At 65.8% G+C, this 16,536-nt stretch carries 15 protein-coding genes; 5 read left to right on the forward strand and 10 right to left on the reverse strand.

The genetic code is table 11. The features are described from left to right. Positions 1 to 15: 15 nt before the first annotated feature. The 10 genes from LMJ30_RS05735 to nhaA all read right to left on the reverse strand — a co-directional run bounded on the left by LMJ30_RS05735 (position 16) and on the right by nhaA (position 7,039). Positions 16 to 441: a universal stress protein gene (locus tag LMJ30_RS05735; protein WP_229431383.1), complete on the reverse strand. Its 426-nt coding sequence runs from the start codon at positions 439 to 441 to the stop codon at positions 16 to 18. A gap of 75 nt (positions 442 to 516) precedes the next feature. Continuing rightward, entirely contained in the window at positions 517 to 2,019 is a 1,503-nt protein-coding gene (locus LMJ30_RS05740; RefSeq protein WP_229431384.1) for a complex I subunit 5 family protein, read from the reverse strand. Beyond that, positions 2,016 to 3,455 carry a complex I subunit 5 family protein gene (locus LMJ30_RS05745; RefSeq protein WP_229431385.1) on the reverse strand — a complete coding sequence of 480 codons (1,440 nt, stop codon included), beginning with the start codon at positions 3,453 to 3,455 and terminating at the stop codon, positions 2,016 to 2,018. Before LMJ30_RS05745 ends, LMJ30_RS05740 begins: the two co-directional genes overlap by 4 nt. After that, complete coding sequence (locus LMJ30_RS05750) at positions 3,448 to 3,756, reverse strand: NADH-quinone oxidoreductase subunit K (protein WP_229431386.1); 309 nt, start codon at positions 3,754 to 3,756, stop codon at positions 3,448 to 3,450. The genes LMJ30_RS05745 and LMJ30_RS05750 overlap by 8 nt, the downstream gene beginning before the upstream one ends. Then, positions 3,753 to 4,412 carry an MnhB domain-containing protein gene (locus tag LMJ30_RS05755; RefSeq protein WP_229431387.1) on the reverse strand — a complete coding sequence of 220 codons (660 nt, stop codon included), beginning with the start codon at positions 4,410 to 4,412 and terminating at the stop codon, positions 3,753 to 3,755. Before LMJ30_RS05755 ends, LMJ30_RS05750 begins: the two co-directional genes overlap by 4 nt. Further along, complete coding sequence (locus LMJ30_RS05760; protein ID WP_229431388.1) at positions 4,409 to 4,663, reverse strand: Na(+)/H(+) antiporter subunit B; 255 nt, start codon at positions 4,661 to 4,663, stop codon at positions 4,409 to 4,411. The genes LMJ30_RS05755 and LMJ30_RS05760 overlap by 4 nt, the downstream gene beginning before the upstream one ends. Next, positions 4,660 to 4,974, reverse strand: coding sequence for a monovalent cation/H(+) antiporter subunit G (mnhG, locus tag LMJ30_RS05765; RefSeq protein WP_229431389.1), 315 nt, complete (start codon positions 4,972 to 4,974; stop codon positions 4,660 to 4,662). Before mnhG ends, LMJ30_RS05760 begins: the two co-directional genes overlap by 4 nt. Continuing rightward, a complete protein-coding gene (locus LMJ30_RS05770) occupies positions 4,946 to 5,245 on the reverse strand; it encodes an MrpF/PhaF family protein (protein WP_229431390.1) in 300 nt (99 codons plus the stop codon). The genes mnhG and LMJ30_RS05770 overlap by 29 nt, the downstream gene beginning before the upstream one ends. After that, on the reverse strand, positions 5,242 to 5,715 hold the full coding sequence (locus LMJ30_RS05775; RefSeq protein WP_229431391.1) for a Na+/H+ antiporter subunit E: 474 nt from the start codon (positions 5,713 to 5,715) through the stop codon (positions 5,242 to 5,244). Before LMJ30_RS05775 ends, LMJ30_RS05770 begins: the two co-directional genes overlap by 4 nt. Positions 5,716 to 5,803: 88 nt before the next feature. Further along, entirely contained in the window at positions 5,804 to 7,039 is a 1,236-nt protein-coding gene (gene nhaA, locus LMJ30_RS05780; protein ID WP_229431392.1) for a Na+/H+ antiporter NhaA, read from the reverse strand. 181 nt (positions 7,040 to 7,220) lie between these two features. On the opposite strand from nhaA, the gene LMJ30_RS05785 reads away from it, so the two are divergent. The 5 genes from LMJ30_RS05785 to LMJ30_RS05805 all read left to right on the forward strand — a co-directional run bounded on the left by LMJ30_RS05785 (position 7,221) and on the right by LMJ30_RS05805 (position 16,498). Continuing rightward, the gene (locus LMJ30_RS05785; protein ID WP_229431393.1) at positions 7,221 to 8,342 is read left to right on the forward strand and encodes a PAS domain-containing sensor histidine kinase; all 1,122 of its coding nucleotides are present in this window, start codon (positions 7,221 to 7,223) and stop codon (positions 8,340 to 8,342) included. Positions 8,343 to 8,410: 68 nt separating this feature from the next. Further along, positions 8,411 to 9,094 (forward strand): response regulator transcription factor, encoded by a 684-nt coding sequence (locus LMJ30_RS05790; RefSeq protein WP_229431394.1) that lies wholly within the window; start codon positions 8,411 to 8,413, stop codon positions 9,092 to 9,094. Between the two features lie 164 nt (positions 9,095 to 9,258). Further along, positions 9,259 to 9,960 carry a transposase gene (locus LMJ30_RS05795; RefSeq protein ID WP_229431395.1) on the forward strand — a complete coding sequence of 234 codons (702 nt, stop codon included), beginning with the start codon at positions 9,259 to 9,261 and terminating at the stop codon, positions 9,958 to 9,960. Between the two features lie 226 nt (positions 9,961 to 10,186). Further along, positions 10,187 to 14,902 carry a glutamate synthase-related protein gene (locus LMJ30_RS05800; protein WP_229431396.1) on the forward strand — a complete coding sequence of 1,572 codons (4,716 nt, stop codon included), beginning with the start codon at positions 10,187 to 10,189 and terminating at the stop codon, positions 14,900 to 14,902. 132 nt (positions 14,903 to 15,034) lie between these two features. Further along, the gene (locus LMJ30_RS05805; protein ID WP_229431397.1) at positions 15,035 to 16,498 is read left to right on the forward strand and encodes a glutamate synthase subunit beta; all 1,464 of its coding nucleotides are present in this window, start codon (positions 15,035 to 15,037) and stop codon (positions 16,496 to 16,498) included. Positions 16,499 to 16,536: the final 38 nt, after the last annotated feature.

Raw genomic sequence — 16,536 nt, forward strand, 5'->3', positions numbered from 1 at the left:
GGCGCACCTCAGGCATCAGTGGACCAGCGTGACGGGCACCTGAACCAGGTGGACCACATGGCAGGCGACCGAGCCGATCATCAGACTGGCGACCGGCCCGAGGCCGCGTGTGCCCATCACCACCCCGTCGCAACCGGATTCGGCCACCTGGGCCGCGATCTCGCCGGCCGGGTCGCCGGTGCGCGCATGGACCTGGTACTGAACTCCGGCCGCGTCGAGGACGGCGCGGGCCGGCTGCAGCACGTGCGCAAGCGCGGCGGCGCGGCGCCTTTCAAGCTCATCCGGCGGCAGCGCCGCCGCCGGATTGCGAAAGCGCATCGGGTCAAGCACGTGCAGCAACTCGAGCCGCACGCCTGGATTGTCCTTTGCCAGCCCGGCGGCATAGGCGAGCGCGCGCAGCGCGTTGGCCGAGCCATCGCAAGGTACGAGGATATGTTTCACATTGCCTCCTGTAGCGTAAGCATTGGTAACGCCACGTTAGCACAAGTGCTCGTCCGTGTAACCGGCTGCGCCCTGCTAGCGCAGGTATTCGCGCGCCGCAATCATGCGCGCCCATGACACCGGGCTCCACGGCGCATCGGCGAAGATGGCCGCCGCCACCACCGCCAGCGCGCTGACCAGGGGCGGCACCAGCAGCAACAGCGTGGTCTCGCGCAGGCCGCGGCGCGCGATCGATTCGTTCGGCCAATGTCCGGGCGGGCGCCGGAACCAGGCGCGGTAGATGATCGGCAGGAAGTACCCGGCATTGAGCACGCTGGAAGCGATCAACACCCAGCCGGCCCATGGCGCGCCGGCAGCGTCGGCCCCGGCCATCAGGTAGTGCTTGCTGACATGCCCGGCGGTGAGCGGCGCCCCCATCATGCCAAGCGCGCCGAGCGTGAATGCCGCCGTGGTCAGCGGCATGCGCCGCCCCACCCCATCCATCTGGCTGACCTTGTGCACCCCCAGCGTCTCGGCGTAGTTCCCGGCGCAGAAGAACAGGGTGATCTTCATGATGCCCTGGTGAACCAGGTGGGCCAGCGCGCCGACCGTTCCCAGCGGACCGAACAGCGCCACCCCCAGCACGATGTACGCCACCTGGCTGATGGTCGAATAGGCGAGGCGGCGCTTCAGGCCGTCCTGCCACAGCGCGCGCAGCGAGCCCCACAGGATCGTGATGCAGGCCGCGGCCGCGAGCGGCGCCAGTAGTTGCAGCGACTGGGCGAATTCGACGCCGAAGACGTCGTACACCACGCGCACGATGCCGAAGGCGCCGGCCTTGACCACGGCCACCGCATGCAGCAGCGCCGAGACCGGCGCCGGCGCCACCATCGCGTGCGGCAGCCAGCCGTGCAGCGGCACCAGCGCCGCCTTCACGCCCAGCCCCGCGACGAGCAGCAGGAAGATCAGGCGCAGCTGGCCATGGCGGGCCGGACCCAGCGCCGCCAGCACGCCGCCATGGGCAAACTCGGCCTGCCCTTGCAGGCTGTACAGCCACGCGATGGCCGCCAGCAGCAGCGCGCCGCCGGCCAGGGTGTAGGCCAGGTAGACCGCGCCCGCCCTGAGCGCCTTCGGCGTGCCGCGGTGGACCACCAGCGGATAGGTCGACAGGGTCAGCAGCTCGTAGAAAAAGAAAAAGGTGAACAGGTCGCCGGCCATCGCCACCCCGACCGTGGCAGTCACGCACAGGCTGAAAAATCCGAAGAAGCGGCTGCGCTCGGGCGCGCCCTCGAGATAGCCGACCGCGTACAGGGTGGTGAGGAACCACAGCGCGGCCGACAGCGCCAGGAACAGGATTGCCAGCGGATCGGCGCGCAGCACCAGTTCCAGGCCCGGCAGCACCGTGTGGCGCACCTCGTAGTGCTCGCCGCGCAGGACGCCGGCAACCATCACGCCGATCAGCGCCAGCTTGGCCAGCGCGCCAGCCAGGTTGAGCACGGTGCGCTGCCAGCGCCACTGTTCGGGCAGCGCAAAGATGACCAGCCCCGGCACCAGCGAACTGGCCAGCACCAGCAGCGGCATGGCGGCGTGCGCGTTCACCGCAGGCCCGCCAGGTCGAGCAGCGGCGAGGCATACAGCCCCAGCGCCATGCTGGCCAGGGCCAGCCACAGCGCCGGCCACTCCAGCGTGCGCGGCAGCCGCTGGTAGGCCACGCCCGGGGCGGCGTGCCCGAACGCATGGCGCAGCACCTTGAAGACGTAGGCAGCGGTCAGCAGGCCGCCGGCCAGGATGACCGCCGCCAGCGGCCATAGCCCCGCCGCCAGCGCCCGTTCGATCAGCAGCCATTTGGACAGGAAGCCGGCCGACGGCGGCAGGCCGATCAACGTCACGCCGGCCAGTCCGAACGCAAACAGCGTGACCGGACGCTGCGCCGCCAGCCCGCCCAGCCGCGCCACCACGTCATGCCCGGCCGAGACGGCGACCGCGCCGGCGGCGGCAAACATGGCCGCCTTGGCCAGGCCATGGGCGACGGCCTGCAGCACGATCGCGCCCGAGGCCGCGCGCGAGGCATCCGGCCCGGCGCCGGCCAACAGCGGAAACACCATGAACAGGTAGCCGACCTGGGCCACGGTGGAATAGGCGACCAGCATTTTCAGGCGCTGCTGGCGCAGCGCCATCACCGAGCCCCAGCCAATCGCCGCCGCGCCCAGCAGGCCCAGCACCAGGCCGGCCGGCGCCGAGGCCAGCGGCGCGCCCGCGCTGGTCCACAACCGCAGCAGCAGGTAGAAGGTCGCCTTGACCACCAGCGCCGACAGCAGCGCCGACACGGGCGCCGGTGCGCCGCCATGGGCTGGCGGCAGCCAGCCGTGAAAGGGGAACAGGGCCGTTTTGAACAGCAGCCCGGCCACCATCAGGCCGGCGCCCAGCACGGCCGCATCCGCGGGCCCTTGCGCCAGCAGCGGCGCCAGCAGGCGCAGCGACACGGTACCGTAGGCGCCATAGACCAGCGCCACCCCCAGCAGGTAGGCGCCGGAGGCCGCCAGCGTCACGAACAGGTAGCGCAGCGCGGCGGCAAGGGCGGCGGCGCCGCCGCCGGACGCCACCAGCCCGACCGCGGCCAGGCCGAGCAGCTCGAGCGTGACGTACAGGTTGAAGATGTCGGCCGACAGGAACAGCGCATTCATGGCGGCGACCAGGAAGCCGGCCAGCGGCCAGAAGCCGCGGCTGCCCTCGGGGTGCACGGCAAAATAGGAGCGCGCGTAAATAACCAACGGCAAAACGATCACCTGGGTCAGCAGCAGCATCGTGGCGGCCAGCCCATCGATGACCAGTTCGATGCCGAGCGGCGCCGGCCAGCCGCCAGCCGCATGCAAAGCGCTGCCGCCGCGGACATTGCGGGCCACCACCATCGACAGCACCAGCTGCAGCGCCTGCGCCGCGATGGCCAGCCGGGCGCCGCGTCCGGGCCCGGCCAGGAAGGCTGCGCTGGCCCATAGCAGGGGCAACAGGATCAGCCACGCGGCCGGTTCAGTCATTGGGCGCCTTGCCCGGCAACTGCATGCCGCCGGTCAGGTCGAGCAGGCGGCGCGCCAGCGCCAGCGCCAGGGCAGTGGCGGCCACGGCGACCACGATCCCGGTCAGCACCATTGCCTGGGTGACCGGGTCGGGCTGCCCGCCACGCGTGCCAAGACCGACCAGTACGAGGAAGGTGCCGCTTCCCATGACGTTAAAGGCGATAACCTTGCGCAGCAGTTGCCGGTGCAGGACCAGGCCGGCCAGCCCGCCGGCGAACAAGGTGGCGCCGGCCAACGCGTACAGCTGGGCGGCGGCGCTCATGCCTGGCCCCCGCGCTCGCGCGGCAGCCACAGGAACAGGCCGGCCAGGCCTAGCCCGATCGACAGCGCCAGCGCCGATTCGACCAGCACGATCAGGGCGCCGGCCAGGCTGGCGGGATACTGCAGCAGCGCCCCGCCGGGCGTGGCCAGCGCGGCGACCGCCAGGAACACCAGGAAACCACAGGCGCTGCCCGAGCGCATCGGAACGCCGGGTGCGTCCCACGCGGGCATGATGCCGGCCAGGTAGAGCAGCACCAGGCCGGCGGCCAGCACCGCGCCGGCCTGGAAGGCGCCACCCGGGGCGTCGGCGCCCGCCCACAGCAGGTAGCCGGCCATCATCAGCGTCAGCGGCGTGGTGGCGCGGGCCGCCAGGGCCAGCATCGATGGCGCCGGCAGCGGCGGCGCCCGGCGGACCGTGCCGGCGCCCAGCATGTTCACTTGCGCGAGCAGCAACACGGCAACTTCAAGCAGCGTGTCGTAGCCTCGGAAATTGAGCAGCACGGCGGTGACCGGGTGGCCGACGCCGCTGTCGGCCAGCCTGGCCTGCACCGCGGCGGCGAGGTCGATGGCGGGCGCGGGCATGTCGAGGATGACCGCTGCCAGCGCCGCCCACAACGCCAGCGCACCCGCCCCCACGGCCGCCGGCCAGGCTTTCATGGCGTTCCCTTGCCCGTGCGGTCGAGGTGGCCGAGCGTGTCGAGCATGAGGGCGCCGGACAGGCCCGCGCCGATGGCCGCTTCGGCCAGCGCGACGTCTGGCGCACCCAGCCGCGCCCACGCCAGCGCCATCAGCAGCCCGAACACGATGAACAGCACGACAGCACGGAACAGCTCGCGCACGGTCAGGGCGCGGGCGGCACTCCACAGCAGCGCCGCCAGCAGCATCGCGTCGAACACCAGCGCGCTCATGGCGGCGCTGGCCGCTGCCAGCAGTCAATACCGCGGCGGTAGGCGTAGCTGGCGATCAGGAAACTGACCACCGCACTGGCGCTGATTACCAGCAGCCACGCCAGCACGAGCTTGAGCGCCGCGGCGACGCTGTCGGCACGCAACATCAGCCCAAGTACCGTCAGGCCCAGCCCGAGGTTATCGGCTTTTGCCAGCGCGTGCAGGCGGGTGTACGCGTCCGGAAAGCGCAGTAAGCCGACCGTGCCGGCAAACAGGAAAGCCGCGCCGCCGATCAGCAGCGCGTCACTGATCGCGCCGAGCACGGCCATCATGGGTGTCCCCTCCTGGTGGATGACGCCACATGCGCTGGGCGAAGGCGACCCCGGTTACGGCGGCCAGCTGGGCAAACACCAGCGCCGCGTCGACCAGCACCGGCGCGGCCTGGGCCTCGGCCAGCAACAGCAAAATGGCGACGCCCGTCGTGCCGAACAGCAGCGCGGCAAGCAGGCGGTCAGCGTCGGTGGGACCACGCACCACGCGCGCCAGCGCCACCACCAGGTTGGCCAGCAGGAATACCGCAAGGACGAGCGGCAGGCCGGTCATGGCAGCGCGACCCCGAAAATGCGCGCCACCTGGCGCTCGGCCGCCCGCACCTCGTCCTCCACCGGGCGGCGCGCGTCAAGGACATGCACCAGCAGATGGCCGGCGCCGCCGCCCACGACCAGGGTGCCCGGAAGCAGGTTGAGCGTGGCTGACAACAGCGCGCGCGGAGGGGCGCCTTGCAGCCGCAGGGGAATGGTGAGGATGGCAGGGGCGAGGGAAAGACGCGGCCGCAAGGCCATCGCCGCGACCTGGATGCCGGCGCGCAGCGAACGGGCAAGGAAAAATACGGCGAAGTGCGCCAGGGCCGACAGTGAGATCGGGCTGGGCGCAGGATACAGCGCGATGCTGGCAGCGGCGGCCGCGCCGACCGTGACGGCGCCGATCAGCGATACGCCAGCGCCGTCGGTCAAGACCCACCACAGGCCAGCCAGCACCGCCGAGCGCAACAAGATGGCCTTGATCGTATTCATGGCTGTGGGTCAGACGGGCCGCGTGATCGATGTCCTGATGCTACGGCGATCAGGCCGCCCTGTCAAACGGATGGCGCCGCCCGCGGCTTCAGCTGCGGCCGGCCGCGCCCCGTTGCACCGGGGTTTCGTCGAAATCCATCGTATCGGCGTCGGTATCTTCCGCGGTGGGCTTGCCGAACAGGCCGAGCCAGGCCAGCCCCAGCGCGGCGGCGCTCAACGAGGCGATCAGGATGGCCATCTTGGAGGCCGTGACGGCTTGCGCTTGGCCGGGGAAGGCAAGGTTGGTGATGAAGATCGACATCGTGAAGCCGATTCCGCCCAACAGGCCCGCGCCGACAATGTGGCGCCACGCCAGGTCGACCGGCAGGCGGCAGATGCCGGCCGCGACCGCGATGTAGCTCATCATGACGATCCCCAGCGGCTTGCCGGCGACCAGCCCGCCGATAATGCCGAGGCTGTTCGAACTGGCCAGTTCCCCGGTCCAGCCGGCGCCAATGACGATGCCGGTGTTGGCCAGCGCGAAAATCGGCAGGATCACGAAGGCGACTGGCTTGTGCAGGAAATGCTCGAGCCGGTGCGACGGCGACGATGCGTCGTCCTGCCTGGACGAGAACGGAATGGCAAAGGCCAGCAGCACGCCGGCAATGGTGGCGTGGACGCCCGACTTGAGCATCAGGAACCACATCAGCGCGCCGCCGAGCAGGTAGGGGGCCAGCGCCATCACGCGTAACACACGGTTCATCGCAAGCAGCGCGGCGAACACGCCGAGCGCGCCAAGCAGATAGGGCAGCGAGAACGTGGTCGTATAGAAAATGGCGATGACAATGATTGCCGCCAAGTCATCCATGACGGCCAGCGCCGTGAGGAAGATCTTCAGCGATGCCGGTACCCGGTTGCCGAGCAGCGCCAGGACGCCCAGCGCAAATGCGATATCGGTCGCCATCGGAATGCCGATGCCGGACTGGGTCGGCGAACCGGCATTCAAGCCGAAGTGGATCAGCGCCGGAACGGCGACGCCCCCGGCCGCCGCGAAAATCGGCAACAAGGCATTCTTCAGGCTGGACAGCTCGCCGTTGTACAGCTCGCGTTCCAGTTCCAGCCCGATCAGCAGGAAGAAGACCGCCATCAGCGCATCATTGACGATGTGCTCGATGCTCATGCCGGCCACCGTCATTTGCCAGAAGCCAAGGTAACTGGCGCCCATCGCGGAGTTGGCGATGAGTAAGGAAACGATGGTGCAGGCGATCAGCATGCTGCCGCCCACTTTTTCTGATTCAAAAAACTGCCGGAAGGTATTGGAGAGCGCTCTTTGTACGATAGTCATGGTCCTGGAGCCTTGTTGAAGTGCGGCGGTGGCGGCGTTCGCTTCGCCGCATTGTAAAGTAGTAAAGCTCATCTTTCGCCAGATCGGCGTTTCTATGCTGCCCGCATAGAGGCAGGACATATATACATTCTGGAAACATTGAGCTTATACTTGCGCCCATCTTGTAACGGAAGTACGTGCAATGCCAAGCAGTTTGCCCCTCACGGAATGCTTCCGCACCATTGCCGAGTCGCGCGGCGACATCGCATGGATCGTCGACTGCGGCACGCGGGCGTTGGCCTACATTAGCCCCTCGGCAAGCGACATGCTTGGCTATGCCCCTGCCCAGTTTGACGATCAGCTCGCCACTGGCAGGGATGGCCCCCTGGCCCTCCTGTGCGGCGGCCTGGATGAACGGCTACGCCGGTTCGCTGCCGGGGACATCAGCCGGCTGAACCTGGTGCGGGAATTCGACCTTGAACATGGTGCACAAGCGCGCACGGTGCCGGTTCACGTGACCTCAACCCTGCTGTTGGACGGCGCCGGCGCCGCATATGCGCTGGCCGGCTCGATTCGCGACCTCAGCGAACTGCGTGAGGCCGCTGCCGGCCAGCGCCGCTTCGCCAGCATGCTCAACCACGAGTTCCGCACGCCGCTGTCCACCATCGACGGCGCCATCCAGCGCCTCGAGGTGACCGGCAAGGATGCCGACGATGCGACCCGCCAGCGCTACCGCAAGATTGCCGGGGCGGTCGACCGGATGATTGCGATGCTCGACGAATACCTGTCGCCCGACCGGCTCGCGTCAACCGGACATAAACGCAAGGAGCATACCGCCGAGCCGCAGCGGCTGCTGGACGAGGCCGCGGGGATCGCGCGCGCGGCCGGGCGCGCTGTCACGGTCGACGCCGGCGGCTTGCCGGGCCAGATCCGTTGCGCCCCCGATGGCCTGCGCCTCGCGCTGAAAGTATTGCTGGAAAACGCGATTCAATATTCGCCGGAAAGTGCCGTTATCGAGCTGTCCGGTGTGCGGGAGGACGGCGGGATTGCGTTGCTGGTGCGCGACAAAGGCGAAGGCGTGCCGGATGCCGACGTGGCCCGGGTTTTCGACAAGTTTTATCGCGGCAGTAACGCCGGAAACCGCCCCGGCTCCGGGCTGGGCCTGTACATGGCGCGCTCTGTGGTGGAAGTACATGGCGGAAACCTGACGGTTGATCACCACGACGAGTGCGGCGCCGTCTTCCGCTTATGGCTGCCGCACCAGGATTTCGACGGGAAAAAGGTTGCACCGGAAGTGGGCAGCAGTGATAATCCACCCGACTAACCAAGGGTATGCGCTCAACTGTAAGCAAGACTAGCCTGATCAATGAAACACCAACAATGGCGCGCCCCATGACGCAAATTCTTATCGTTGAAGACAACGGCGACTACGCCGCTGATATGGCCGAGTTCCTGGTCGGACTGGACCACCAGGTCGAAGTCGCCACCTCCGCAGGCGACATGTGGGCTGCGCTCACGCGCAATCCGCATGCTGTCGTCGTGCTCGACCTTGGCTTGCCGGACGAGGATGGCTTCAACGTCATTCCACGCATGCGCCAGCTGTATCCGGAAATCGGCCTGCTGGTGCTGACTGGCCGGGTGGCGTTCGACAGCCGCATCCTGGGCCTGCGCCTTGGCGCGGACCATTACCTGACCAAGCCGATCAAGTTCCCGGAGCTGGCCGCGCACATCGAGGCGCTGGACCGTCGCGTCCGCCCGCATGAGCCGACCCCGGCCGTCAGCAAGTGGACACTCAAGGTGACCGCGCGCCAGCTCGAACTGATGGGCGCCGTGATCGACCTGACGGAAAAAGAGTGTAACTTCCTGCACCTGCTGACAATGAACACCCGGCCGGTGCCGCGCCAGGTGATCGTGGCGCGCATGGGCGGCGACGATCCGGAGGCCAGCCGCCGCGTCGACATGCTGGTGTATCGCTTGCGCAAGAAGGCCCGCCTCGGGCTGGGACAGGACCTGCCGCTGCGCAGCGCCTACGGCGAGGGCTACAGCCTGTCCGCCGGGTTCAACCTGGCATCCTGAGACCGGGCGACGACATTCGGCGGATGACGCTTCGCTCTTCCGCCCTACGCCCCGGAGCCTTCGGGGACAGAGTCATGCCCCGATTCGCGCGTGGTGATATTTAATGGGGACAGAGTGAGCGTAATTCGGTAGAATACCTGGATTCCGTTCATTTTCGCCCCCTTATGGCCCGCCTTCCCCGCCTGGTTATCCCCAACCACCCCCATCACATCATCCAGGAAGGCAATGACCGCCAGCTGATCTTTCGCGACGATGAGGACTACCAGCGCTTCCTGGGCTGGCTGAAGGAAAGCGCGCGCGAGTTCAAGGTGTCCGTCCACGCTTACGCGCTGATGCCGGATCATCTTCACCTGCTGGCGTCGCCCACCACCGAGGAGGGGCTGGCGCGCATGATGCAGCGGGTCGGGCGCTACTACGTTCCGTGGTTTAACCAGAAATATGAGCGCCTGGGCGGCCTTTTCCGCGGCCGCTTCAAGACCTCGTTGATCGATTCCGAGCGCTTCTTCATGATGTGCAGCCGCTATATCGAGTTCAATCCGGTGCGCAACGGCCTCGTCAGCGATCCTGCCGACTACCGCTGGTCCAGCTACGCCCACCATGCCGGGGTGCGCCAGGATGCGCTGATCGTCGACCACGCGCTCTACTGGGAATTGGGCAATACGCCTTTCCAGCGTGAGGCGGCGTATATCGACCTGGCCAGGCAGCCGCTATCGGCCGGGGAACTCGACACAATCAACCAGGCCGTGTTGAAAGGCTGGCCCCTGGGATCGGACGCGTTCAAGACGCAATTGCAGCAGAAGGCGAAGCGCCAGGTGCTCCCAGCCAAGAGGGGGCGCCCCTTCAAGGTAGTTCCTGCAAAGACATGAACCGGACGTAAACAGAGTGACAAGCGCCCATAGGGCGCTTTTTTTTGGCCCTCGACAGGCTGAACCCGTTAAATAGGATTAATACCCATTACTATGTCCCCATTTAATTTTTTGAGCGACGCCCCTTAAATTAATGTGACTCCGACCCTAATTGTTTCCATTGACGTGTTCTTGTGCATTGCACTAATCTTGTCCCTCGACTTCAAAAAAGCTGCGGAGAACGCTCATGATTGCCCAAGGTTTGTACGACCCGTCCAACGAACACGATGCCTGCGGCGTCGGTTTCATCGCCCACATCAAAGGCAACAAGAGCCATTCGATCATCGAGCAGGGCCTGTTGATCCTGAAAAACCTCGACCACCGGGGCGCAGTGGGCGCCGACGTGCTGATGGGTGATGGCGCAGGCATCCTGATCCAGATCCCGGACCAGTACTTCCGCGATGAGATGGCAAAACAAGGCGTGGAACTGCCGCCGCCGGGCGAATATGGCGTCGGCATGGTGTTCCTGCCGAAAGAAAACGCATCGCGCATCGCCTGCGAACAGGAAATCGAGCGCGCCGTGCGCATCGAAGGCCAGGTCGTGCTCGGCTGGCGCAACGTGCCGCTGGACGAAACCATGCCAATGTCGCCCACCGTGCGCGACAAGGAACCGGTCATCCGCCAGATCTTCATCGGCCGCGGCCCGGACATCATGGTGACCGACGCGCTCGAGCGTAAGCTGTATGTCATCCGCAAATCGTCGGGCCACGCGATCCAGGCGCTCAAGCTGATCCACGGTAAGGAATTCTTCGTGCCGTCGATGTCGGCGCGCACCATCGTCTACAAGGGCCTGCTGCTGGCCGACCAGGTTGGCGTGTACTACAAGGACCTGCAAGATCCGCGCTGCATCTCGGCGCTGGCGCTGGTGCACCAGCGCTTCTCGACCAATACTTTCCCGGAATGGCCGCTGGCCCACCCGTACCGCCTGATCGCCCACAACGGCGAGATCAACACCGTCAAAGGCAACTTCAACTGGATGCGCGCCCGCGAAGGCGTGATGAAGTCCGCGGTGCTGGGCGAAGACCTGCAAAAGCTGTTCCCGCTGATCTATGAAGGCCAGTCGGACACCGCCTGCTTCGACAACGCGCTCGAACTGTTGATCATGTCGGGCTACCCGATCGCCCAGGCCATGATGATGATGATTCCCGAAGCATGGGAAAACCACACCATGATGGACGACAACCGCAAGGCCTTCTACGAATACTACGCGTCGATGATGGAGCCGTGGGACGGCCCTGCCGCGATGGCCTTCACCGACGGCCGCCACATCGGCGGCACCCTCGACCGCAACGGCCTGCGCCCGGCGCGCTACATCGTCACCGACGACGACCTGGTGGTGATGGCGTCCGAATCGGGCGTTCTGCCGATTCCGGAATCGCGGATCGTCCAGAAATGGCGCCTGCAGCCGGGCAAGATGTTCCTGATCGACCTCGAGGCAGGCCGCATCATCGACGACAAGGAACTCAAGGACACCTACGCCAACGCCAAGCCGTACAAGGCGTGGATTAATTCCGTGCGGATCAAGCTGGGCGAGCTCAAGCTGGCCGAAAGCGAGCTGCCGCGCAACCAGGTCAAGAACCTGGCCGCGCAAGGCGAAAAGGAAATGGCGTCGGTGCTGGACCGCCAGCAAGCCTTCGGGTACACCCAGGAAGACCTGAAGTTCCTGATGGCGCCGATGGCGCTGCTGGGCGAGGAAGCCACCGGTTCGATGGGTAACGATTCCCCGCTGGCCGTCACGTCCAACAAGCTCAAGCCGCTGTACAACTACTTCAAGCAGCTGTTCGCCCAGGTGACCAACCCGCCGATCGACCCGATCCGCGAAAGCATGGTCATGTCGCTGGTGTCCTTCATCGGGCCGAAGCCGAACCTGCTCGACACCAACAACGTCAACCCGCCGATGCGCCTGGAAGTGTCGCAGCCGGTGCTGGGCTTCAACGACATGGTCCGCTTGCGCAACATCAGCCAGCACACCGGCGGCAAGTTCAAGTCGTACGAACTGAACATCTGCTACCCGGTATCGTGGGGCAAGGAAGGCATTGAAGCCTCGCTGGCCTCGCTGTGCGCGGAAGCGGTCGACGCGGTCAAGTCCGGCCACAACATCCTGATCGTGTCGGACCGCAATGTGTCCGCAGAACAGGTCGCGATCCCCGCCCTGCTTGCCACCTCGACCATCCACCAGCACCTGGTCATGCGCGGCCTGCGCGCGTCCACCGGCCTGGTCGTCGAGACCGGCTCGGCGCGCGAGACCCACCACTTCGCGCTGCTGGCAGGCTATGGCGCCGAAGCCGTCCACCCTTACCTGGCGATGGAAACCCTGGTCGAACTGGCGCAGGGCATGACCGGCGAAATGTCGGGCGAAACCGCGATCTACAACTACACCAAGGCAGTCGGCAAGGGCCTGATGAAGGTGATGTCCAAGATGGGCATCTCGACCTACATGTCCTACTGCGGCGCGCAGATTTTCGAAGCGGTAGGCCTGAACAAGTCGCTGGTCGACAAGTATTTCAAGGGCACCTCGTCGAATGTCGAAGGCATCGGCTTGTTCGATGTGGCCGACGAAGCGCTGCGCCTGCACGCGCTGGCCTTCGGTGATGACCCGTTGCTGCTTGACGCGCTCGACACCGGCGGCGAATACGCCTTCCGCGTACGTGGCGAAGACCACATGTGGACGCCGGACGCGATTGCAAAGCTGCAGCACTCGACGCGCAGCAATAACTTCTCGACCTATAAAGAATACGCGCAGCTGATCAACGACCAGAGCCGCCGCACCCTGACCCTGCGCGGCCTGTTCGAGTTCAAGCTCGACCCGACCAAGGCAATTCCGCTGGAGGAAGTCGAGCCAGCCAAGGAAATCGTCAAGCGTTTCGCCACCGGCGCGATGTCGCTCGGCTCGATCAGTACCGAAGCGCACGCCACGCTGGCCATCGCGATGAACCGCATCGGCGGCAAGTCGAATACCGGCGAAGGCGGCGAAGATCCGGCGCGCTACACGCAGGAACTGAAAGGCATCCCGATCAAGCAGGGCGAAACGATGGCGTCGGTGCTTGGCGCCAACCGCGTGATGGTCGACATTCCCCTGCAGGAAGGCGACTCGCTGCGTTCGCGCATCAAGCAGGTGGCGTCGGGCCGCTTCGGCGTCACCGCCGAGTACCTGAATTCGGCCGACCAGATCCAGATCAAGATGGCCCAGGGCGCCAAGCCTGGCGAAGGCGGCCAGCTGCCAGGCCACAAGGTGTCGGAATACATCGCCAGCCTGCGTTTCTCGGTGCCTGGCGTGGGCCTGATCTCGCCGCCGCCGCACCACGACATCTATTCGATTGAAGACCTGGCCCAGCTGATCCACGACCTGAAGAACGCCAACCCGGCGGCATCGATCTCGGTCAAGCTGGTGTCGGAAGTGGGCATCGGCACGGTCGCAGCCGGCGTCACCAAGGCCAAGGCCGACCACGTTGTGGTCGCAGGCCATGACGGCGGCACCGGCGCGTCGCCGCTGTCCTCGGTCAAGCATGCCGGCACGCCGTGGGAACTCGGCCTGGCCGAAACCCAGCAGACGCTGGTGCTGAACGGCTTGCGCAGCCGCATCCGCGTGCAGGCCGACGGCCAGATGAAGACCGGCCGCGACGTCGTGATTGCGGCCATGCTCGGCGCTGACGAGATCGGTTTCGCGACTGCGCCGCTGGTCGTCGAAGGTTGCATCATGATGCGCAAGTGCCACCTGAACACCTGCCCGGTTGGCGTCGCGACCCAAGACCCTGTGCTGCGCGCCAAGTTCTCGGGCAAGCCTGAACACGTGGTGAACTACTTCTTCTTCGTAGCCGAAGAAGCGCGCCAGCTGATGGCGCAGCTGGGTATCCGCACCTTCCAGGAACTGATTGGCCGCGCCGACCTGCTCGACAAGTCGAAGGCCGTCACCCACTGGAAAGCACGCGGCCTCGATTTCAGCAACATCTTCTACCAGCCAAAGACCGACCTCGGCCTGGCGCTGTACCACAACGAGTTCCAGGACCACGGCCTGGTCAAGGCGCTGGACAACAAGCTGATCACGCAGGCGAAAGCCGCGCTGGAAAAGGGCGAGCGCGTCTCGTTCATCTCGCCAGTGCGCAACGTCAACCGTACTGTCGGCACCATGCTGTCGGGCGAAGTGGCCAAGCGCTACGGCCATGCCGGCCTGCCGGACGACACGATCCACATCCAGCTGCAGGGCACCGCGGGCCAGTCGGCTGCGGCCTTCCTGGCGGCCGGCATCACGATCGACCTGGTGGGTGAAGGCAACGACTATGTCGGCAAGGGCTTGTCGGGCGGGCGCATCATCGTGCGTCCGAACACCGAGTTCCGCGGCTGGGCGGTGGACAACATCATCGTCGGCAACACCGTGCTGTACGGCGCGATTTCCGGCGAAGCCTTCTTCAACGGCGTGGCGGGCGAGCGTTTCGCAGTGCGTAACTCCGGTGCAGTCGCAGTGGTGGAAGGCTGCGGCGACCACGGCTGTGAATACATGACCGGCGGTACCGTTGTCGTCCTCGGCGGCACCGGGCGCAACTTCGCAGCCGGCATGTCGGGCGGCGTGGCGTTTGTCTACGACCCGCAAGGCGACTTCGAGAAGAAGTGCAACACGACGATGGTCAACCTCGAGCGCGTGCTCAGCACAAAGGAACAGTCGGACAAGTCCGGCTGGCACAGCCAGACGCGCGACGGCGAGCGCGAATCGGACGAGGCAATTTTGCGCCGCCTGATCGAGCGCCACTTCAAGCACACCGGCAGCACCCGGGCGCGCAACCTGCTCGACGACTGGGCCAGCTGCCGCGGCAAGTTCGTCAAGGTCTTCCCGACCGAGTACAAGCGTGCGCTGGAAGAGATGCACAACAGCAGCATGGAAGAAGCTGCCGAGCAGATCGCCGCCTAAGAAGGAGCGCCGGCCGTCATTCCCGCGAAGGCGGGAATCCATTGAACCGTGGGTTCCCGTTTGCGCCGGAATGACGCCCTTGCGCTTCTGAACGGTACTACCGCTTAAGAAGAATATTTGTGAAGGATTATCGTGGGTAAAATCACCGGATTCATGGAATTTGAGCGCCAGGAAGAGGCGCATCTCGAACCTGCCGTGCGGGTAAAGAACTACAAGGAATTCGTGGTTCACCTCAGCGACGGCCAGGCCAAGCTGCAAACGGCGCGCTGCATGGACTGCGGCATTCCGTTCTGCCACAGCGGCTGCCCGGTCAACAACCTGATTCCCGACTGGAACGACCTGGTTTATCACGGCCACTACCGCGCCGCGCTCGACAACCTGCACTCGACCAACAACTTCCCCGAGTTCACTGGCCGCGTCTGCCCTGCGCCCTGCGAGTCCGCCTGCACGCTCGGCATCAATGACGACCCGGTCGGCATCAAGTCGGTCGAGCACAAGATCATCGACACCGGCTGGGAGCACGGCTGGGTGGTGCCGCAACCGCCGGAAAAGCTGACCGGCAAGACAGTCGCGGTGGTGGGCTCCGGCCCCGCCGGCCTGGCGGCCGCGCAGCAACTCGCGCGCGCCGGCCACAAGGTGACGGTGTTCGAAAAGAGCGACCGTATTGGCGGCCTGCTGCGCTACGGCATCCCCGACTTCAAGATGGAGAAGTCGCACATTGACCGCCGTGTCGAGCAGATGGAAGCCGAAGGCGTCACCTTCCGCACCAGCGTACTGATCGGCAAGGATTTCCCTGCCAGCGTCAACAACTGGGCCAAGGAAACCATCTTCCCGGAAGACCTGGAGAATGATTTCGACGCTGTGATCCTGGCTGGCGGCGCAGAGCAGCCGCGCGACTTGCCGGTACCCGGCCGGGAGCTCAAGGGCGTGCATTTCGCGATGGACTTCCTGCCGCAGCAGAACAAGATCAATGCGGGCGACAAGGTCAAGGACCAGATCAAGGCCACCGGCAAGCATGTGGTCGTGATTGGCGGCGGCGATACCGGTTCTGACTGCGTCGGCACCTCGAACCGCCACGGCGCCGCGTCGGTAACCCAGTTCGAATTGATGCCAATGCCACCGGAGCAGGAAAACAAGCCACTGGTGTGGCCGTACTGGCCGACCAAGCTGCGCACCTCGTCCTCGCACGAGGAGGGCGTGGTGCGCGACTTTGCCGTGGCGACCAAGCGTTTCGAAGGCAAGGGCGGCAAGGTCGAGAAGCTGATCGCCTGCCGCGTCGAGTGGAAGGACGGCAAGATGATCGAAGTGCCGGACTCCGAATTTGAGATGAAGGCGGACCTGGTGCTGCTGGCCATGGGCTTCGTGGCGCCTGTAGGTTCAGTGCTTGACGCCTTCGGCGTTGAGAAGGATGGGCGCGGCAACGCGCGCGCCACGACGGACGGCGATGGCTGCTACAAGACCTCGGCGCCGAATGTATTTGCAGCTGGTGACATGCGCCGGGGGCAGTCGTTGGTGGTGTGGGCGATTCGCGAGGGCCGCCAAGCGGCACGTGCGGTCGACGAGTTCCTGATGGGATCGTCGGTACTGCCGCGCTAACGGGAGCGGCAGTCCTTGCTAGCAAGGAACACGGGCGA

The sequence above is a fragment of the Massilia agrisoli genome, from assembly GCF_020831365.1.
GTDB classification, from domain to species: Bacteria; Pseudomonadota; Gammaproteobacteria; order Burkholderiales; family Burkholderiaceae_D; genus Telluria_A; species Telluria_A agrisoli.